At 63.8% G+C, this 19,691-nt stretch carries 15 protein-coding genes; 6 read left to right on the forward strand and 9 right to left on the reverse strand.

The genetic code is table 11. The annotated features are described in order from the left end of the window. Nucleotides 1-134 precede the first annotated feature (134 nt). Both JQ586_RS00970 and JQ586_RS00975 read left to right on the forward strand, forming a co-directional pair. Entirely contained in the window at nucleotides 135-2,138 is a 2,004-nt protein-coding gene (locus JQ586_RS00970; protein WP_212392602.1) for a carbohydrate porin, read from the forward strand. Nucleotides 2,139-2,439: 301 nt separating this feature from the next. Next, nucleotides 2,440-3,915: an FAD-dependent monooxygenase gene (locus JQ586_RS00975; protein WP_212392603.1), complete on the forward strand. Its 1,476-nt coding sequence runs from the start codon at nucleotides 2,440-2,442 to the stop codon at nucleotides 3,913-3,915. 104 nt (nucleotides 3,916-4,019) lie between these two features. Here JQ586_RS00975 and JQ586_RS00980 read toward each other — a convergent pair whose 3' ends face one another. From JQ586_RS00980 to JQ586_RS00990, 3 genes are all read right to left on the reverse strand, one after another. Further along, the gene (locus JQ586_RS00980) at nucleotides 4,020-5,651 is read right to left on the reverse strand and encodes an FMN-binding glutamate synthase family protein (RefSeq protein ID WP_212392604.1); all 1,632 of its coding nucleotides are present in this window, start codon (nucleotides 5,649-5,651) and stop codon (nucleotides 4,020-4,022) included. Between the two features lie 332 nt (nucleotides 5,652-5,983). Further along, a complete protein-coding gene (locus JQ586_RS00985; RefSeq protein WP_212392605.1) occupies nucleotides 5,984-6,853 on the reverse strand; it encodes a patatin-like phospholipase family protein in 870 nt (289 codons plus the stop codon). A gap of 131 nt (nucleotides 6,854-6,984) precedes the next feature. Continuing rightward, nucleotides 6,985-7,758: a ferredoxin--NADP reductase gene (locus tag JQ586_RS00990; RefSeq protein ID WP_212392606.1), complete on the reverse strand. Its 774-nt coding sequence runs from the start codon at nucleotides 7,756-7,758 to the stop codon at nucleotides 6,985-6,987. Nucleotides 7,759-8,067: 309 nt separating this feature from the next. On the opposite strand from JQ586_RS00990, the gene JQ586_RS00995 reads away from it, so the two are divergent. Further along, nucleotides 8,068-9,036: a RimK family alpha-L-glutamate ligase gene (locus JQ586_RS00995; RefSeq protein WP_212392607.1), complete on the forward strand. Its 969-nt coding sequence runs from the start codon at nucleotides 8,068-8,070 to the stop codon at nucleotides 9,034-9,036. Nucleotides 9,037-9,150: 114 nt separating this feature from the next. Here the strand turns inward: JQ586_RS00995 and JQ586_RS01000 are convergent, their stop codons facing one another. Continuing rightward, nucleotides 9,151-10,080, reverse strand: coding sequence for an amino acid ABC transporter substrate-binding protein (locus JQ586_RS01000; RefSeq protein ID WP_212392608.1), 930 nt, complete (start codon nucleotides 10,078-10,080; stop codon nucleotides 9,151-9,153). A gap of 12 nt (nucleotides 10,081-10,092) precedes the next feature. Next, a complete protein-coding gene (locus tag JQ586_RS01005; RefSeq protein ID WP_212392609.1) occupies nucleotides 10,093-11,382 on the reverse strand; it encodes a dicarboxylate/amino acid:cation symporter in 1,290 nt (429 codons plus the stop codon). A gap of 216 nt (nucleotides 11,383-11,598) precedes the next feature. On the opposite strand from JQ586_RS01005, the gene JQ586_RS01010 reads away from it, so the two are divergent. The 3 genes from JQ586_RS01010 to JQ586_RS01020 all read left to right on the forward strand — a co-directional run bounded on the left by JQ586_RS01010 (nucleotide 11,599) and on the right by JQ586_RS01020 (nucleotide 16,261). Then, a complete protein-coding gene (locus tag JQ586_RS01010) occupies nucleotides 11,599-12,600 on the forward strand; it encodes an NADP-dependent oxidoreductase (protein WP_212392610.1) in 1,002 nt (333 codons plus the stop codon). Between the two features lie 58 nt (nucleotides 12,601-12,658). Continuing rightward, nucleotides 12,659-14,062, forward strand: a complete 1,404-nt coding sequence (locus JQ586_RS01015; RefSeq protein WP_212392611.1) for a YcaO-like family protein — start codon at nucleotides 12,659-12,661, stop codon at nucleotides 14,060-14,062. A 117-nt stretch (nucleotides 14,063-14,179) separates the two neighbouring features. Then, nucleotides 14,180-16,261, forward strand: coding sequence for a BTAD domain-containing putative transcriptional regulator (locus JQ586_RS01020; protein WP_212392612.1), 2,082 nt, complete (start codon nucleotides 14,180-14,182; stop codon nucleotides 16,259-16,261). A 19-nt stretch (nucleotides 16,262-16,280) separates the two neighbouring features. On the opposite strand, the gene JQ586_RS01025 is transcribed toward JQ586_RS01020, so the two are convergent. The 4 genes from JQ586_RS01025 to JQ586_RS01040 all read right to left on the reverse strand — a co-directional run bounded on the left by JQ586_RS01025 (nucleotide 16,281) and on the right by JQ586_RS01040 (nucleotide 19,636). After that, a complete protein-coding gene (locus JQ586_RS01025; protein WP_212392613.1) occupies nucleotides 16,281-16,691 on the reverse strand; it encodes a hypothetical protein in 411 nt (136 codons plus the stop codon). An 80-nt stretch (nucleotides 16,692-16,771) separates the two neighbouring features. Continuing rightward, complete coding sequence (locus JQ586_RS01030) at nucleotides 16,772-17,182, reverse strand: hypothetical protein (protein ID WP_212392614.1); 411 nt, start codon at nucleotides 17,180-17,182, stop codon at nucleotides 16,772-16,774. Nucleotides 17,183-17,238: 56 nt separating this feature from the next. Then, complete coding sequence (locus tag JQ586_RS40355) at nucleotides 17,239-18,936, reverse strand: peroxidase family protein (RefSeq protein ID WP_212392615.1); 1,698 nt, start codon at nucleotides 18,934-18,936, stop codon at nucleotides 17,239-17,241. Between the two features lie 67 nt (nucleotides 18,937-19,003). Beyond that, entirely contained in the window at nucleotides 19,004-19,636 is a 633-nt protein-coding gene (locus tag JQ586_RS01040) for an adenylate/guanylate cyclase domain-containing protein (RefSeq protein WP_212392616.1), read from the reverse strand. Between the last annotated feature and the right edge of the window lie 55 nt (nucleotides 19,637-19,691).

Consider the following 19,691-nt stretch of genomic DNA (forward strand, 5'->3'; position numbering starts at 1 on the left):
AGCTTGGTATCAGGGCGGTGCGGACGCGACCGGGGGCGATGGGCGATGACTTCAATTCTCGGGTGGCGCGCGGCTGCCAAATCTGCAGTGATGTCGGGCGATTCCGCCAGCATCCGCGCGCCGAGAGCCGTGCCATGACCTGCGCCCGCCTGTTCCGGGTCCATATCGCCGCAGGCGCGGCGCTCGGCGCGGCCGCGTTCGGCGCGTCCGCCAATGCCGCTGACCTCGCGGTGAAATCACCGGTCGCGAACACCGTCTACAATTGGACCGGATTCTATATCGGCGGCCATTTTGGCTATGGAGACGGCAGCCTCGGTCCCGGCACCAATCTGCTTCCCGCCCAAGGCGTTTTCTTTCCCCGCTCGACGACCGGCGCGCTCGGCGGCTTTCAGGCCGGCTACAACCACCAGTTCTCCAATCGCGTCGTGCTCGGTGTCGAGGCCGACGCGACTTTCCCTGACGCTCTCGACCTGGTCCGCCGTCCGACCACTTCGTTCAACACCTCGCTCGACTATGTCGGGACGGTACGCGGCCGGATCGGCTACGCGTTCGGTTCCTGGATGCCGTATGTCACCGGCGGCTTCGCCTGGGGACACAGCGCGGTCAGGGTCAACGATGCCGCCGGCAACGCGATCTCCGAACCGGGCCTGTACCAGACCGGCTGGACCGCCGGCGCCGGTGCCGAGTTTGCGCTCAGCGGCAATTGGACCGCCAAGCTCGAATATGACTATGTCGACCTGTCGCGACGGACGCTTGACCTCGCCGATTTCGGGATGCCCGGTGTCCCGATCGACCCGCGCCTGCATCTTCTGAAATTCGGCCTGAACTACCAGTTTGGCGACTCGCCATGGTCGGCGACGCCGACGCAAACCAGGTTGCCGGAATCCAGTGACTGGAGCGTGCACGGGCAGACCACGTTCATTGCCCAGGGCTATCCCGCGTTCCGCGCAGCCTATAGCGGCACCAACAGCCTTCCGCCCGGTGGACAGATCCAGCAGACCTGGACCACGACGGCGTTCCTCGGCGTGCGCCTGTGGGAGGGCGGCGAGTTCTACTTCAACCCGGAGACCGCGCAGGGCTTTGGCCTCAACGGCACGCTCGGCCTTGCCGGTTTTTCGAACGGCGAAGCCCAGAAGGCCGGCGCCGAGTACCCGAAGATCCGGCCGCAGCGCTATTACTTCAAGCAGACCTTCGGCCTCGGCGGCGAGCAGGAGGACGTCGAGGAGGGGCCAAACCAGGTGGCCGGCAAACGCGACATCGACCGCGTCACGCTGGTGGTCGGCCGTTTCGCGGTCGGCGATTTCTTCGACGGCAATTCCTACGCCAAGGACCCGCGCGCAGACTTCATGAACTGGGCGATGTGGTCGTCCGCAGCCTACGACTTTCCGGCCGACCTGCCCGGCTACACCCGCGGCGGCTTGGTCGAACTCAACCGCAAGGACTGGGCGATCCGCGCCGGCCTGTTCCAGGTGCCGGATGCGCCGAACAGCGACGTCCTCACCTTCAGCACCAACGGCGGCATGACGGCCGGCGGCGTGGTGGAATTCGAGGACCGCTACGAGATCTTCGCCCAGCCCGGCAAACTGCGCGTCGGCGTGTTCGGCAATCGCGGCAACACCGGCAATTACAGCCAGGCGCTCGCAATCGAGGCCACCGATCCGTTGCAGGACATCAACACCGTGATGGCCAGCATCCGGAAAGACAATCTGAAATACGGCTTCTACATCAATGCCGAGCAGCAGGTTGCGAAAGACGTCGGCGTGTTTGGCCGCCTGAGCTGGAACGACGGACGGAGCGAGATCCTGTCATTCACCGACATCGACCGCAGCCTGTCGGGCGGCGTGTCAATCAAGGGCAGCTTTTGGGGACGGCCGAACGACACGATCGGCGTCGGCGGCGCGATCAACGGGTTATCCGCCTCGCATCGCGACTTCCTCGCGGCCGGCGGCCTTGGCCTGTTGATCGGCGACGGCGCGCTGAACTATCGCAACGAAGGCATCTTCGAGAGCTACTACGCCTATCAGGTCAACAAGAGCCTGACCTTGACCGCGGACTATCAGTTCATCGCCAACCCCGCCTACAACGGCGACCGCGGCCCGGTGCACATCTTCTCCGGCCGCGCGCACGGGGAGTTTTGAACTGAGAAGCCTAGCGCGGATGCAGCTAAGCGCAATCCGGGGGCCCCTCATCCGCGCGCGACAGCTTCCCGGATTTCGCTTCGCTGCATCCGGGCTACGAAGGTAGCGCGGTCCTTGCGAGCGAAGCAATCCATCGCCCCGCAGAGCTGAAGCAATGGATTGCTTCGTCGCTTCGCTCCTCGCAATGACGGTGAAATGGAGAACCCCTCTCCCCACTTAGATATATGTAGACCCCCCGGGCTTGCCGCAAGCCCGGGGTCATCCCGTAGAACGCGCGCCCAATCGAACGAGGGAGTGCGGGATGCGGGAACATTCGGTGGTGATTGCCGGAGGAGGTCCAACCGGGCTGATGCTGGCGGGTGAGCTGGCATTGGCCGGTGTCGATGTCGCGATTGTCGAGCGGCGCGCCAGCCAGGACGTCATCGGCTCGCGCGCGCTTGGCCTGCACATACGCAGCATCGAGGTGTTCGATCAGCGCGGGATCGCCGATCGATTCATATCGCAAGGACAGCGGCATCCCGCCGTGCACTTCCAGATCGCACTTGCCGTCGGCGACCTTCCGACCCGGCACAATTACACGCTCGGGCTGTTGCAGAACCATATCGAGCGCATCCTGTCCGAGTGGGTCGGCGAACTCGGCGTTCCGATCCATCGTGGACGTCAGGTGACCGGCTTCACGCAGAACGAAACCGGCGTCGACATCCTGCTCTCCGATGGTGCATCGCTCCGAGCAGAATATCTGGTCGGCTGCGATGGCGGCCGTAGCCTGGTTCGAAAGCTGGCCGGCATCGCATTTCCCGGCTGCGACCCGACGATGAGCTGGCTGATCGCCGAGGCCGAGATGGCCGAAGAGCCGAAATGGGGCTTTCACGAGAATCAATTTGGCACCCATGCGATTGGCAAGGCGGGAGACGGCAAGTCAGCCCGGATCGTGCTCGCCGAACCGCAGCTCCAGCTCGACACCAACCCCACGCTGCGCGATGTCAGCGAGACGATGGTCGCAGCCTACGGAACCGATTTCGGGATCCACAGCCCGGTCTGGATCTCGCGCTTCACCGATATGACGCGGCAGGCCGAGACCTATCGCGACCGGCGCGTGTTGCTGGCCGGCGACGCGGCGCATGTGCATCCGCCGATGGGCGGACAGGGCCTCAACCTTGGTGTGCAGGATGCGGTGAACCTCGGCTGGAAGCTCGCCCAGGTGATCCAGCTGACATCACCGGACAGCCTGCTCGACACCTATCATGCCGAGCGCCACCCGGTCGCCGCCCGTGTATTGCACAACACCTTGGCGCAGAGCGTGCTTCGTCGCACCGACCCGCGCACCAGGGCGCTGGGCGACATCGTGTCCGAGTTCCTTCGCATGGACGAGCCGCGCAGGCGCGTCGCCGCGATGATGTCGGGGCTCGACATTCATTACGACCTCGGTGACGGACATCCGTTGCTCGGACGCCGCATGCCCGATCTCGGCCTCCTCACTGCAGAGGGCCCACGGCGCGTCTTCAGCCTGCTGCACCAGGCCCGGGCACTGCTGCTCAACTTCGGCGAGCCTGGCGGCGTCGAGATCGCGCCCTGGGCAGACCGGGTTCAATCGATCGACGCCGGGTGCCGCGGCGCGTGGGAGCTTCCGGTGATCGGCAAGGTCGCCGCGCCGACCGCCGCGTTGGTCCGGCCTGATGGGTATGTGGCGTGGGTGGGAGAGGCGGGCGAGCAGCCGGGACTCACCGAGGCGCTGATCAAGTGGTTCGGAGCGCCGGCCGCGACAAGGCAGGCGTAGCCCGGACGTTTGGCGAAGCGCAATAAGGGGACAATGCGTCCGCGCGCGACAGCCCGGATTTCGCGTCGCTGCATCCGGCTACAGGCTACGGATGCGCCGCGCCCCTACCCCGCCGGTTGGAACGTATCGGCGCGCGCCATCGCCCACGCATCGCGGAAGCGGCGGTCCTGGGTGCCTTCGAGCAGTTCGCCCGGCCGCAGCGCCGGGTAGAGCTCGGCGAAGGTGCAGACCTCGGTGGTCGAAACGCGCTGCGAGAAGTGGATCGGCCGCAGGTCCCGTGTGTGCTCGAGGCCGGCGGCGGCGAGCAACTCGGTCAGCGCATGCAAGGTCGAGTGATGGTAATTGTACACGCGCTCGATCTTGCCCGGCACATAGAGCGCGCGGTTGCGGATTGGATCCTGCGAGGTGACGCCGGTCGGGCAACGGTCGGTGTGGCAGCTCAGCGACTGGATGCAGCCGAGCGCGAACATGAAGCCGCGCGCCGAATTGCACCAGTCGGCGCCGATCGCCATCGCGCGCGCCATGTCGAAGGCGGTCGCGATCTTGCCGGAGGCGCCGATCCTGATGCGGTCGCGCGCGTTGATGCCGACCAGCGCGTTGTGCACGAAATTGACACCTTCGCGCATCGGCATGCCCAGATGGTCCATGAATTCCAGCGGCGCAGCACCGGTGCCGCCCTCATTGCCGTCGACCACGATGAAATCGGGGTAGAGCCCGCTTTCCTTCATCGCCTTGCAGATCGCCAGGAACTCCCAGGGATGGCCGATGCACATCTTGAAGCCGGCCGGCTTGCCGCCGGACAGCTTTCGCATGTTGGCGACGAATTCCATCATCTGCAGCGGGGTCGAGAATGCCCGGTGATAGGCCGGCGAGATGCAGTCCTCTCCCATCGGCACACCGCGGATCTTGGAAATCTCCTCGGAGACCTTGGCGGCCGGCAGCACCCCGCCATGGCCGGGCTTGGCGCCCTGGCTGATCTTGAGCTCGACCATCTTGATCTGGTCGTCGCCTGCCACGCGCGCGAACTCATCCGGATTGAAGGTGCCGTCGCGGTTGCGGCAGCCGAAATAGCCCGAGCCTATCTCCCAGATGATGTCGCCGCCCATCTCGCGGTGATAGGGGCTGACGCCGCCCTCGCCGGTGTCGTGCGCAAAGCCGCCCTTCCTGGCACCGGCGTTCAGCGCCCGAACTGCGTTCGGGCTGAGCGCGCCGAAACTCATCGCCGAGATGTTGAAGACCGAGGCCGAATACGGCTTGGTGCAGTCCGGACCGCCGATGGTGATGCGGAATTTCTCGTCGGCACGCGGCTTCGGCGCGACCGAGTGATGCATCCATTCATAGCCCTCGCGGTAGACGTCCTCCTGGGTGCCGAATGGCCGCTTGTCGAGCACCATCTTGGCGCGCTGATAGACCACCGCACGGGTGTCGCGGGAGAACGGCATGCCGTCCTTCTCGCTCTCGAAGAAATACTGCCGCATCTCGGGGCGGATTTCCTCGAGCAGGAAGCGGACATGCGCCGAGATCGGGTAGTTGCGCAGCACCGCGTGGTTCTTCTGCGTGAGGTCGCGGATGCCGAGCAGCGTCAGCGCGCCGAAGATGATCAGCGGGATCATCACCACGCCCCAGATCTTCGGGTTGTGATCGGACATCCCGACCGCCAGCAGCAGCGCAGTGACGACGGCGCAGATCGTCAGCACAATGAAGCGCGGCGAGAACGGAAGCAGTATCGTTTCCATGGAATCCCTCAACCAGTCTGCAAGACCACTTTACGACTGAGCCTAATCCAACTCCCGGAACAAGCGCTACACGGTTATACCGCCGAGCAGTCACAGATGTGACAACCGCCCGAATGGGCGGTGTCGCTGCCAAATTGAGTCGATGCAGCTTTTGCAGTGCAACGAAGGGGGCGGCGGGGCTCTGCTCCCTCGCCCGCTCTTGCGGGGAGAGGGTTGGGGTGAGGGGCAGCCTCCAGGAGTTGTGCACGCGGATCGACCTGTACCCCTCGCCCGCATCGCATCTGACGATGCGATGCGACCTCTCTCCCCGCAAGCGGACGAGGTGATCAGTCCTAATGCTGGTGCGGCTGCAATTCGTGCGGGATGTGTCCTTCCTTGAGACCGTCGCCCGCGAGCCAGGCATCGGTGGCGTCGGTCGCGCGGGCGATGTGATCGGAGGTGCGCGAGAAATCATAGGGCGAGCCGACCAGCGGGCAGAGCGGCGGCACCACGAAATACTCGATGTCGGACCCGATATTCTCGAGCTCGTTGACGAGCTGCCGCGCGATCAGGAGCGTCAGTGCATGCAGCGCATTGGCGAGCGCACCGACCGGCGGCGCCTGGTTGGCGCAGGCATGCCCGGTCGGCAGCACGATCAGGCGCCTGGCGCCCTTCCTCACCGCGACGCGGACCGGCGTGTTGCTGGAGATGGCGCCGTCGGCGAGGAAATGATCCCGATAATGCACCGGGGTGAAGGCGCCCGGGATCGCCGTCGACGCCACGATCGCCTCCGCGGTCGAGCCTTCCGAAAGCACCACGCTGTCGCCGGAGATGATGTCGGTCGTGACGATGTGCAGCGGCAGCCTTGCGTCCTGCAGATTGCCGAACGGGATGTGATCGTCGATCAGCTTGCGGATGCCATCATGCGAGATCAGGAAGTCGCGCCGCCACAGGAAGCTGAGCAGGGTCTTCCAGCTCACCGGGAAGACGTCCTGGCGCTGCAAGCCGCGCCAGATCGCGGCCAGCCGCTCGACCCCCGACAGCGTCGGGTCGCCGGCATAGAACGCGCCGTTCAGCGCGCCGACGCTGGAGCCGACCACCATGTCGGCCGTGACGCCATGCGCCGCGAGCGAGCGCAGCATGCCGACCTGGACCGCACCGAAACTGCCGCCGCCGGCGAACACGAAGGCGGTCTTCGGTGCGTTGGGATCGGTGATCGACAAGGTGCTGCTCCCGCGTCGCCGCGTTCGGGATGCGCGGCGTTGGGAGCGTTATAGCAGCAGGGAATCGGGCAGCGCCACAAACCATCGTCGTCCTGGCGGAAGCCAGGACGACAATCTCAACCCCACGGAGATCAGCGCTCGACGAACGCCTTCTCGATCACGAAATGGCCGGGCGTGTTGCCGCTGCCTTCCTTGAAGCCGCGGGTCTCGAACAGCACCTTGAGGTCCTCCAGCATCGCCGGGCTGCCGCACATCATGATGCGGTCGGTCTCGATGTCGAGCGGGCCCTGGTGCAGATCGCTGAAGAGCTGGTTCGTGGTGATGAGGTCGGTGATGCGGCCGCGGTTGCGGAACGGCTCGCGGGTCACGGTCGGATAGTACGAGAGCTTCTCGGAGAGCATCGGGCCGAACAATTCGTCGTCGCGGAGTTTCGCGACCAGCTCCTCGCCATAGGCAAGCTCGGAGACCTGGCGGCAGCCATGGACCAGCACGATGCTGTCGTAGCGATCATAGACCTCGGGGTCCTTGATCAGGCTCGCGAACGGCGCAAGGCCGGTGCCGGTCGACAGCAGCATCAGCCGCTTGCCGGGGATCAGATTGTCGGTGATCAGCGTGCCGGTGGCCTTGCGCCCGACCAGGATGGTGTCGCCCTCCTGGATCTTCTGCAGCTTGGAGGTGAGCGGTCCGTCCTGCACCTTGATCGAGAAGAACTCGAGCTCTTCCTCGTGATTGGCGCTCGCCATCGAATAGGCGCGCAGCAGCGGGCGGCCATCGACCTCGAGGCCGATCATGGCAAACTGGCCATTCTGGAAGCGGAAACCGGAATCGCGGGTCGCCCGGAAGCTGAAAAGCGTATCGGTCCAGTGCTGAACAGAAAGAACCTTCTCTCGATAGAACGCGCTCATGTGTTTTCGTCTTCTCGATTGACCAGATTTGGAATGGATTGATTTTTCGGGATCGATTTCTCGTCTGCCGCGACAGCGCAAAAGTGCCTGAGATCATTGACGATCTCGCGTGTTCATTGCGCCCGGCTGTTACATAGTCAAGTTCACGTGCGGTGCAATTGCGATCTCAGAATGGCAGTCGATCGATTTCGGAAAGACGCTCGCCACGACATCGTTAACGCGCCGTGACGCGGGTAATTTACTTGCTGGGATCGCAGCCGATCTGGCAAATAATTGCTGCGAAAACCGTGTTGAAGGGAAATTGATCTCGTGGTCCTGATCAGCCAGCGAATCTTCCTGGAAACCATCAAAAAATATTGTCTGGCGCGCCGGATCGCGGTCGAGATCAGGTCCGGCGGCTGGCTGGTCATCATGCAGCGGGACGGCGAACGGCGGCTCGCGATCGGCTACGATGTCGGGCTGAACAGCGCGGTCGCGCACCAGGTCGCGAGCGACAAGGCGGCCTGCGCCGAGGTGCTCGCCACGGCCGGTATCGCCGCCATTCCCCACACGCTGTTTCTCGGCGCCAGGCTCAGCGCGCATATTCCGGGATCGGACTCATCGGACGCGATGGCGCGGCTGCTCGACGCGCATCCGGGCGGCCTCGTCGTCAAGCCCAATGAAGGCACGTCGGGTGACCTCGTGTGCCGCGTGACCACGAAGGCGCAGCTGGAGACGGCGGTCGCGCGCATCCTTGCGGCCTATCCGAGCCTTGCGATCTCGCCCTATGTCGAGATCCAGCATGAGGTTCGCGTGGTGCTGCTCGATGACCGTCCGCTGATCGTCTACGGCAAGACGCGACCGCAAGTGATCGGCGACGGCAGCCGTACCATGCGCGAGCTCGCGCAGACAGCGACCCCGGCCGGGCAGCTCAAGACCATGCTCGAGGGTTTCGATGCGGCCGAGCTCGACGCCATTCCGCCCGCGGGCGAGCGGCGTATTCTCAACTGGCGGCACAATCTCGATTCCGGTGCTGCGCCGGTGTTGCTGCCTGATGGCGAGACGCACGCAACCTGCGTTGCGCTCGCGATCCGCGCCGCGCAGGCCCTGCCCATCCGCTTCGCCTCCGTCGATGTGGTGCAGGCCGGCGGCGTGTGGAGTGTGCTGGAAGTAAATTCCGGAGTGAAGATGGAAGCACTCGGCCAACGGCATCCGGAGCTGGTCGAAGCTGCGTATACGGCAGCGCTGGATGCGGTATTTGCATCACCCCGTCGTCCCGGCGAAGGCCGGGACCCATAACCACAAATGCCGGGCGGGACGAGAGGTGACTGCGACCGCCTCGAATCGAAGGGCTGCGGCGTCCGTGTCCCGGCTTTCGCCGGGACAGCACTGGTGTTCGTGATTCGACCGAGGCTACTGGTTGTCGTCGAGCACCTTGAAGGCTTCTTCGAGTTGCGGCGACAGCGCGACGTTCAGCTTCTCGCCGGTCGGCAGGCGCGCGACGAACCACTTGTTGTAGAGCGGGATGATGTCGTGGTTGGTAGCGAGCTTGCGGAATGCGCGCTCCACCACGGCCTTCATCTCCGGCTCGCCCTTGCGGTACATGATGCCGTAGGGATCGTAGGACAGGTAGTCGCCGGTGACGCGGAACTTGTCCTGCGACTTGTGCCGCGCAATCAGTCCGTAGAGCAGGATGTCGTCGGTCGCGAACGCGTCCGCCTTGCCGTCGACCAGCATCTGGTAGGATTGCTCGTGATCGGGCGAGGTGATGATGTTCAGCCCGAGCGACTGCCTAGCATCGACATTGTGCATCGCCTGCTCGTTGGTGGTTCCCTTGGTGACCACCACCGTCTTGCCCTTGAGATCGCCGACCTGGGTGACACTGGAGCTCTTCGGCACCATCAGCTTGGTGCCGGCCACGAACATCAACGGCGAGAACGCCACCTGCTTGCCGCGCTCGGCGTTAGCCGTGGTCGATCCGCATTCGAGATCGATCTTGTTGCCGACGACGGCGGGAATGCGGTCGTCGGAGGTGACCTTGACATAGTCGATCTTGAGGTCGGCATCGTCGACCTCGGCCCCGATCTCGTCGACGATGGCATCGCACAGCTCGAGGCTGTAGCCGATCGGCCGGTTGGAATGGTCGAGGAACGAGAACGGCGGCGAGCTCTCGCGATAGCCGAGCCGCACGGTGTGGGTGGCCTTGATGTTGGCAAGCGTGGGGCTGAGCCCCTCGCCGCCGGCCGTCTGGGCGACGGCCGGCCCTGCCAGAAGGCACGCCAGCAGGCATGCCGACAGCGTGAGGCCTTCAGCCCGTAGCGGCCTCCAGCGGGCGCGACGCATGCATCCCTCCCGTCAATGCGCCGGCACGGCGTCACCGGCAACGGCATCGGAGGGCACGGCGTCATCCGGCCCGAGCTCGTGCTCGGCCCTCAGCTCGCCCTCCCACTTCGCGACCACCGACGTCGCCAGCGAGTTGCCGATCACGTTGGTGGCGCTGCGACCCATATCGAGGAATGTGTCGATGCCCATGATCATCAGCAGGCCGGCCTCGGGGATGCCGAACTGGGAGAGCGTCGACGCGATCACGACGAGGGAGGCGCGCGGCACGCCGGCGACACCCTTCGAGGTGATCATCAAGGTCGCCAGCATCGCGAGCTGCGTCCCGAGCGACATCTCGATGTGGTAGGTCTGCGCGATGAAGATGCTCGCGAAGGTGCAGTACATCATCGTGCCGTCGAGATTGAACGAGTAGCCGAGCGGCAGCACGAAGGCCGAGATCCGCGAGGAGGCGCCGAACCTGTTCAACCCCTCCAGCGTCTTCGGATAGGCCGCCTCCGAGGAGGCGGTCGAGAACGCGATCATCAGCGGTTCGCGGATCAGCCGCAGCAGATGGCCGTAGCGAGGCCCGATCACGATGAATCCGACGATGACCAGGATGCCCCACAGCAGGAGCAGCGAGACATAGAAGCCGCCCATGAAGACGATCAGCTTCCAGAGCACCGCCAGACCGTTCCTGGCCACGGTTGCCGTGATCGCAGCCCACACCGCGAGCGGGGCGAACAGCATCACATAGCCCGTCACCTTGAGCATGATGTGGGCGAGGTCGTCGATCAACGACATGATCGCCTTCGCGCGCTCCGGCATGGCGCCGAGCGCGACCGCGAAGAACACCGCGAACACCACGATCTGCAGGATCTCGTTCTGCGCCATCGCATCCGCGATCGAGGTCGGGATAAGGTGGGTCAGGAATTTCTCGATCGAGAACGCCGACACCGGCAGGCCCGTCGACTGCGCCTTGTCGGGCAGCGTGCCCGGGAAATTCGCGCCGGGCTGCAGCAGATTGACCATCACGAGGCCGAGCAGCAGCGAGACGAAGGACGCGGAGACGAACCAGCCCATGGTCTTGGCGAAGACGCGCCCGAGCTTGGCACCGGAGCCCATATGGGAGATGCCGCCGACGAGGGTTGCGAACACCAGCGGCGCGATGATCATCTTGATCAGGCGCAGGAACAGCATCGCGATCAGGTTGACGTCGGCTGCGATCTCTGCGCGGCTGTCAGGAAGATAGTTGAAGATGATCGTCCCCATCGCGATGCCAAGCACCATCGCAATCAGGATGAATTGCGTGAACCTGTTCGACATTCTCTAACCCCCGTCAGTTCCCGGTCGAGGCAAGTGTGGCAGATTTACGCACCTATGCAACACGCTTCGCGCCCCGCAGGACTTTGCCGAAACGTTCCCGTTGTGGAATGCCAGCGCGCGGACTAGCGTTCATGCAGCGCACAATCTGTGCAATGAGGCGCCTGCGGCGCAGTCAATTGCAACGAGAACGACCATTCAAGGGAGAGGGACAGCACCATGAACGCAACAGTCAATCGCCAGATCCTGCTTGTTGAAAAGCCGACCGGCAAGCTCGGCCCGGAGCATTTCCGCCTGACCAGGGGTGCGATCCCCGAACCCAAGGACGGCGAGGCCCTGGTGCGGACGCGCTACATCTCGCTCGACGCCGCCAACCGCGCCTGGATGCATGGCGCGACCTACCGCGCCGCGGTCGAGGCCAACACCGTGATGGCCGGCGGCAGCATCGCCGAGGTGGTGGCGTCGAAGGCTTCGGGCCTGAAGGCCGGCGACATCGTGTTCGGTGACACCGGCTGGCAGGACTATGCTGCGGTGCCGGCCAAGCACCTCGCGAAGATGCCGAAGCTCGAGCCGATGACCCATCTGCTCAGCGTCTATGGCATCGCCGGGCTCACCGCCTATTTCGGTCTGCTCCATGTCGGCAAGCCGAAGGAGGGCGAGACCGTGGTGGTGTCGGCGGCCGCCGGCTCGGTCGGCTCGATCGTCGGCCAGATCGCCAAGATCAAGGGCTGCCATGTGGTCGGCATCGCCGGCGGCAAGGACAAGTGCCACTGGCTGACCTCGGAGCTCGGTTTCGATGCCGCGGTCGACTACAAGGACGGCGCGACCTACAAGGCGCTGCGCGCAGCGGCGCCCAAGGGCATCGACGTCTATTTCGACAATGTCGGCGGCGACATCCTGGAAGCCTGCCTGGCCCAGATGAACAACCGCGGCCGCATCGCCTGCTGCGGCGCGATCTCGCAGTATGACGGCGTCCCCTCCGCACACGGCCCGCGCGGCGTACCCGGACTGATCGTCGTGAAGCGGCTGGTCATGCAGGGCTTCATCGTGATGGACTACATGGACCAGCGCGACACGGCACTTGCCGACCTGCAATCCTGGGTCACCTCGGGCAAATTGAAGGTGCAGGAGGACGTGATCGACGGCATCGAGAACACGCCGCAGGCCCTGATCGGACTGCTCGCCGGCGAGAACCGCGGCAAGCGCATGGTGAAGGTGTAGACGCGACACGCGCTCAGCCGGGCATTTTGACACATTGCAACCGGCGAGGCCGCCGGGCTTGACTGCACTGCTCGACGGATCGACGTTGAGGGGCCTCTTCGGATGGGCCCCTCATCTTTCACTGGCCGCTCGTCTCGACGGCCGTCCACCGGTGGCCGGTGCAACCATGACAGAGCGGCAAGCGCGTCCGGCCTTCATGGAAGTCGACCTCCGGTCCGAACAAGGGCTGGCCCTTCTACGCGCCGTTTCGGATCGATTTGGAGAAGGGATCACGCGGGCCGCGAGCCTCGCGCAGCGCATGTTCATGCTCCGATCGCCTTGGGCGCCCGCACTTCGCTTCATGGGAGCGGAGACCGTCCCCCAAGAGATCGGTGAGGATATGGCACCGGCGGTCTACAGTCTCAGCGGATCGGGAGAGCGACTGGAGGATGCGTTCGTAGGCTGCGTCGGAGAGGGAATAGATCGGTTGGCACAAATTGCACGTCCCGGCGATATTCAATCCGTTGGGCCGCTGCCGAAGTTCGCGGACAACGTGCCGCGGACGATTGCGGAAGCCGTCGCGGATGATTTGGCCGCTCAGGGGCTTCCTCCGACGACCGATCTTGCCTGGATGAGCGGCCACCTGCTTGGCCCCACTCGGGAGCCGGCGCGCGGCGTCCTGGTACCTGCGGACTGGACGGTGCGGCGCGCGACCGCCGACCCTCGACTGCGACCACGCACCGAACTCAGCGTGGGCGTCGCCGCGGGCCCAACTTCCGAATGGGCGGTTATGCGCGCCATTCTCGAGCTGATCGAGCGTGATGCTGCAGCCCTGTGGTGGATGGGCGGCCGTCCGGGCAAGCAGCTCCCGCTCGACGGAGCAGCCATGCGCGAAGCCGTGCGGCTGATGGAATTTCTCCGTCAGCAAACCCAATCTCGTGCGTCATGGCTGCTCGACATCACCACCGATCTGGGAATTCCCGTCGTCGCGGCGCTTTCGTGCAACCACCGCGGCCGGCAGCTCGCCTACGGTCTGGCCGCGCGACTGACCCTGAAAGAAGCGGCCCACGCAGCGATCCTCGAGCTGTGCCAGACGGAGCTGGCGATACAGCTTGCAGAGATAAAACGTGCAGAATCCGGCCAGGATTCCCTTGCACCCTCGGACCTTGCCCATCTCGAGAGGGACGCGGCCATCGACGCCAGCCATTGCGACCTCTTGCACCCGCGCGGGATCTCGACGACACGGGATCAGGCCGCAGGAGAGGAACCACTCGATGTCCTTGCAAAGGCGATGAGCATCTCCGGAATCGAGACCAGCTTGATCAACATGACCCGTCCGCAGTTCGGCATTCCGGTCATGCGTGCGATCGCTCCAGGTCTCCAACCTCTGCCTTCGCAAATTGTGACAGAACGGCTGAAACGTGCCCGCAACGACTACGGAGGAGGCGAACGACACACGGGCGGACTTGCATTGATAGGCTGACATGGATCAATGGAACGCACTTCAGTGGTATGATATTTAGCCGACAATCCGTTTTTGTATCGCGGCAATGTCATGGAGCCGCCGGTTGTGATTATCGCGAGCGGAGTAGATAGCGGGATGAAAGGTCCCGAACTTTCGATCAACTTGCTTGGCAAGCTGACCCTGTCCGTTGACGGAAACGAGATCGAATCCCTCAGCCGCAAGACGAAGGCGCTGCTTGGCTATCTTGCTCTCACCGAGTCGCGGGAGGAGAGCCGCGAAAGGCTGATCGGGCTGTTCTGGAGCGAATCCCCCGAAGAGCGTGCCCGCGCCTCCCTGAGGCAGGCCCTTCACGAAATTCGAAATGCATTCGCTCCGTCGGGCTTTGAGGGGCTGCACGCGGACAAGCTCGTTGTGGCGCTGGATAGCGCGCGGACCAACGTGGATCTGGTCGACGTGATGAAGGATGCGTTGCGTGGAGCGCCGCATCCACGACTGCTGGCGCATCAAAACCTGATCGACGACGTCTTTGGCGAGGTCGAAAGCAGCGATCCCGCGTTTCAGACCTGGGTGTTGGCCAAGCGGCAAACCATTCGCGACCAGCTCATTCGACATCTCGAGGCTGCGTTGCGCGACGAAATCCAGATCACCAAGAGAGGGCGGGACATAGCCGCGGCGATCATCAACCTTGACCAGACCCACGAGGAGGCCTGCCGCTACCTCATTCGCGGGCATGTCGCGGACGGCGCGATCGGCAGCGCGCTCAAGCTCTACAAGAACCTCTGGGACCTGCTCGAGGCCGAGTACGACGTCGAGCCGACACAGCAGACCCAGGACCTGATCGCAGAGGTCAAGGCGGCGCTGCCGTTCAGCGGCACGCAGTCGAACCTTGATGCGCCCGCAGCTGGTCCTGGAGCTGCGGCCGCGAAGCAGCCGGGCGCGGGCCCGCCGCCCTCTCCGCCCACCGGACTGAGCGTGGATCAGCAGCTGGCTGCACGTGACGCCAGGCTGATCCTCTCGGTCGGACCGTTCACCTTGTCCGGCAGCGACCTCAAGCGGGACTATCTGGCGCAGGGTTTTCGCCGCGAGTTGATCGCCTGTCTCGTGCGCTTCCGCGAATGGCATATCCGCGACTGGACGATCGCGCTCACGAGCCAGGCCCCGGAGCACCAAGCGGACGAGTTCATCCTCGACGCCAGCGGGTTCGAGAGCCGCAAGGCAGTCCACCTGGTGCTGACCCTGCGCGACGGCGCCAGTGGAAACTACCTCTGGAGCGAAAGTCTCTCGCTGACGCTCGAGAACTGGCACCAGTCCCAGCAAAACCTGGTACGCCGGATTGCATCGACCCTCAACGTCCACATTTCGGCGGAACGCTTGAACCGGGTCATGAGCCGCCAGCTCGCCGATCTGAAGGCCTACGACATCTGGCTGTTTGGACAGGCCACCCTGCTCGGCTTCGATGCCAAACGATGGGACAACGCCGCCGAATTATTCCGGCAGGTCGTGCAATTGATGCCCGACTTCGCTCCCGCCTTCTCGAGCCTCGCGCAACTCAACAATTCCTATCACATCGTCAAGCCGGGCACGCCGCGAGACTCCAATCGGACCTCGCAGGCGCTGGCCTATGCGCAGGAGGCGGCGCGGCTCGACCCGCTCGATTCGCGCAGCCAATTGTGCCTCGGTTGGTCCCATGCGATGGCAAGGCACTACGAGCAGGCGATGATCTACATTCCGCTGGCGCACGAATTGAACGACAACGATCCCTGGACACTGGTCTCAGCTGCAAATTGCTATGCGTTCTGCGGACGCGACGCCCAAGCGGCCGACATTGTCGATTCGATGCTGAAGAGAAAGGCGACCATCGCCCCGAGTGCGCTGCAATGGGCTTATCATGCTGCCGTGCGGTTCATGATCGGTGACTACCAGAGCTGCGTTGCGGCGGCGGATTTCGCAGGGGATCTCAACGCAAACGTTCCGGGATTCAAGACCGCGGCGCTTTTCCATCTGGGCCGCCACGAGGAGGCGCGCGCCGAGCTGGAGCACTTCTTCACCGTCGTCCGCGACCGCTGGTCCTCGACGGAGTCGGCGACCCCGGCTTCGATGACGCGCTGGTTTCTCAATATCTTCCCGATCGCGAGCCCGGAAAGCTGGGCGCGCTTGCGCGACGGCGTCGCCGGCGCCGGCGCACCGGTCGACGGCCTCACGCATCACGGGTGGTAGCCTGCCGCGACGCTTCGCCTCACCCGCAGTTGCGCACCGAATAGTCGCCGATGCGCGCCGCGTGCAGGTCCAGCAGACTGGCCTGGTCCATTGTCGGCACGGGCGCCCCGAAGAAATCCTCGTAGAATTGCGGCATCGGATAGAGCGCACCCGGCGTCCGCAATTCGGTTTCGGTCGCCTCGATCATCGACTTTGGCGGCAGCTTGATGACTGCCGTCTCCCCGCTGTACTGGATGATTTCCAGGCCGACCATCCCGTCCGGAAACGTGATGGTCAGCCCGATCTCCGCGGCCTGCGCCAGCAATTCGTCGAGCGTGCGCGGTATTGGCGGAGCCGGCCTGGTCGACGCAATGTAATTCTTGCCGGTCGCCCATGACTTGACCAGCTTGCCCCACAGGATGTCGTCGCTGATCTCCAGACTCGAACTCATGATCTCCTCCGTCTCGGTTGCGGTTGTCGCTCCTCGGCTGGTCCGGCGACGATCCATTCGAAGCCGGATCGGACCGCGCTTCATCCGCAGTTTCTGACCGAGTAGTCGCCGATACGCGCGGCGTGGAGATTGAAGAGATCGTCCGTCGACATCGCAGGCAGCGGCGTTTCGAAGAATGTCTCGTAGAATGCAGGCATCGGGTAGACTGCGCCCGGCTGGCGCAGCTGCTCTTCCGTCTGCTCCACCATCGCCTTGGGCGGCAGCTTCACAACTGCCGTCTGCGGACTGTATTGGATCACCGCCAACCCGACCATGCCGTCGGGAAAGGTGATGTCGACGCCGACACCGCTGGCCGTGCTGACCAGTTCATCGAGCGTGCGGGGAATTGGAATCGGGTCTGCGGCCGTATCGAAGTAGTTCCGCCCTGTCGCCCATGACTTCACCAACTTGCCCCAGCGGATGTCATCGCTGATCTTCAGAGTCGTGCCCATGTTGATGCTCCTCGCTTATACGACGTTGAATTGGTGGGTTAATGGTCGGCTCACTATCACTGGTTCAAAAGTCCGTTGGCGTTCATGAACACCAGCAGGTCCTCGAAGCTCTCCATTTCCGATATTGTCGAAAGCGCCTTTTCATCCACGCCCAGTTTCTTCAGCTCTCCGGATTGCTCCTTCAGTTGCCGCATCGGATCCAGCACAAACGGACCTCTCCCGAGCGGTGAGTTCACCATCGCGCCGACGATCGCTTCAGCAATGATGATCGAGCCGAGCGGACCGAGACGCAGGCCGTCATGTTTCACGCTCGCCTCGAACAAGACGAAGAACGGCAGTGGCGGGTCGTCGACGATGGCCGGGATGTCGCCTGCTTCGAATTGTTCTGACACGCCGCTGGGGTCCGCGGTTTCGGCCAGCCACGACGTCAGTCTGGCGGCATATTCCCGGGAATATGGCGCCAGGAAGTTGGCAAGTTCGGAATTCCTTGCCCGCAGGGCGTCGATGAGCTTGGGAACGGACCAAAGCCGCGCGTAGATGGCGCTCACGAGGTCCCGATTTGGCAGACCGGGTCCATCGTCATCGGGAAGCAGCGGCGCAAAATAGAACTCGCTGCGCGGGAGCGCGGAGAAGTCGGGACGCAGCCTGCGGCTGAGATTCGCGGGCTGCTTTCCATTAAGTTCGAAGAACCGGTCCCATTTGACGATCCATTCCGTGGTCAGCGGCACGAATTGCGGCGACCGTCGCGAGCTGAACTGCATCGCACGCGTCGCCGGGATCGCCGTGTCGTCGCGAACGCGGTAGCTGTTTCGGATCATGGCGTGCCCGCAGCGAAAGGCGCCATGCGAGAACTCGACAGGAACGCCGGCGGCCGGATCGGAAACGAGTTTCCTGGTGTTGAGGTCCGGCAGGAAGTAGTAGCGATACACCGATGGATCCAGCAGCCGGTACATCACGTCCTTGATGATGATCCGCCGGTACAGAAGCGTCAGAATGAAGCGCGCGCAGATGAAATTGCGATAGGCGCCGGCTGCGTCCGTTGCCGGCGTCGCGCCATCCAGTTGATCGAGAATGAAGTTGTGCATGCGATGGAACAGCAGCGTCATCTGGGCGATCAACGCCTGATCATCGTTGCGTGCATCGGCAACGAGGGCTTCGGTGCGGAGGCACTGCGGATTGCCGGGGATGGAGTCGACTCCGCTGTCCTTGACCTCGACCGGGGTCGCTCGCCCGATATCGGCATACGGCGTTTTGGCGCCCGGATTGACGCGATCCTGCGCACGGCCGCAGCGCATTTTCGTTCGCGGCATCAGGCCGCGCGCGTGCACGCACTGCTCGCTGTATTCGTAGACCTGGGGACTGACGTCCGGGCCGCCACCGTAGATCGTGTCGAGCGTGAGCGGCTGCTGCCTCGCATTCTGGAATCCAAAGCGGCGTCCGCCCGTCGCTGCCAGCGAAATCGACGTGTCGACCATGTCGTGGGCCATGAACTGCAGCAGGTAGGTATATCCCGAAGGGAGGTTTGGATTGTCCTCGCTGCGGCCCTGACGGTCGGAACGAAGCGTCTCGCGACTGATGCGCGCGGCAAGCCGGCGCATCAGTTTCCGCAGCGTCAGAGGGTCCTTGCCGGCTCCGAACATCGAGGCGTCGGTCAGGCCGAGCAGATTTTGCGTACCACCGAGTTCGGAATCGGCGGTCAGAAGCTTCATGCCGTCGACGAGCTCGGGAACGGTTGAGAGGTTGATTCCATGCACGGGCGCATCTCCTGTCTTGCGAACCGCCTATCAATGCAACAGTTGCGTCAATCCAGCGTCAAATCCATCAACTTACTGAATCTGCTAGAACTTTCTCGCCGCGCTCGGCGGCGAACCGGCACTGAAAAACGCGGACCGGGCGGTGCATATTCTTGAAATAGTGAAGGCCCAGATCTTCCAGCGGAAGATCAACGCCGTCACGAACACGATCGGCGACTTCCTCGGTCATGACTATGCCACCTGGCGGAGCCAGCGTCTGCAACCGCGCGGCAACGTTGACGTCGTGGCCATAGATGTCTTCCGGGTCGGCGAGGATCCGGCCGCAACTGACGCCGATGCGGAAGACGATCTGCGTTTCCGCGGCCTCGCCCTGGCATCGCTCGACCATTCCCCGTTGCACATGGACGGCACAACGCGCGGCGTCCAGCGCGGTCTCGAACTCCGCCATGACGCCGTCTCCGGTCGATTTCAGAAATCTCGCACCGAATTCGGCAATCTTGGGATCTATCAGTTCGCGACGGTGAGACTTGTACTGGAGATAGGTCTGCTCTTCATTCTGGCTCGTGAGCCGCGAGTATTCAACGACATCGACGGCAATGATGGCGCCCCATCTCCGGACGGGATACTGGACGCTGGACTCGCTTGCGACGCTATCGACCGGTTGCGGCCCCGCTGCCGCTGTGAAGCGCTCGACAAACATGATCGACCTCACATTGTTTGCACGTCCTCGTTCTGATGGACCGAGCTTGGCAGGC

The organism is Bradyrhizobium jicamae, assembly GCF_018130215.1.
Taxonomy (GTDB): domain Bacteria; phylum Pseudomonadota; class Alphaproteobacteria; order Rhizobiales; family Xanthobacteraceae; genus Bradyrhizobium; species Bradyrhizobium jicamae_A.

Excerpts from the sequence above, each read along its gene's own strand:
- JQ586_RS00970 (WP_212392602.1), top strand. The coding sequence starts at position 135 with ATGACCTGCGCCCGCCTGTTCCGGGTCCATATCGCCGCAGGCGCGGCG.
- JQ586_RS00975 (WP_212392603.1), top strand. The coding sequence starts at position 2,440 with ATGCGGGAACATTCGGTGGTGATTGCCGGAGGAGGTCCAACCGGGCTG.
- JQ586_RS00980 (WP_212392604.1), bottom strand. The coding sequence starts at position 5,651 with ATGGAAACGATACTGCTTCCGTTCTCGCCGCGCTTCATTGTGCTGACG.
- JQ586_RS00990 (WP_212392606.1), bottom strand. The coding sequence starts at position 7,758 with ATGAGCGCGTTCTATCGAGAGAAGGTTCTTTCTGTTCAGCACTGGACC.
- JQ586_RS01000 (WP_212392608.1), bottom strand. The coding sequence starts at position 10,080 with ATGCGTCGCGCCCGCTGGAGGCCGCTACGGGCTGAAGGCCTCACGCTG.
- JQ586_RS01005 (WP_212392609.1), bottom strand. The coding sequence starts at position 11,382 with ATGTCGAACAGGTTCACGCAATTCATCCTGATTGCGATGGTGCTTGGC.
- JQ586_RS01010 (WP_212392610.1), top strand. The coding sequence starts at position 11,599 with ATGAACGCAACAGTCAATCGCCAGATCCTGCTTGTTGAAAAGCCGACC.
- JQ586_RS01020 (WP_212392612.1), top strand. The coding sequence starts at position 14,180 with ATGAAAGGTCCCGAACTTTCGATCAACTTGCTTGGCAAGCTGACCCTG.
- JQ586_RS01025 (WP_212392613.1), bottom strand. The coding sequence starts at position 16,691 with ATGAGTTCGAGTCTGGAGATCAGCGACGACATCCTGTGGGGCAAGCTG.
- JQ586_RS01030 (WP_212392614.1), bottom strand. The coding sequence starts at position 17,182 with ATGGGCACGACTCTGAAGATCAGCGATGACATCCGCTGGGGCAAGTTG.
- JQ586_RS01040 (WP_212392616.1), bottom strand. The coding sequence starts at position 19,636 with ATGTTTGTCGAGCGCTTCACAGCGGCAGCGGGGCCGCAACCGGTCGAT.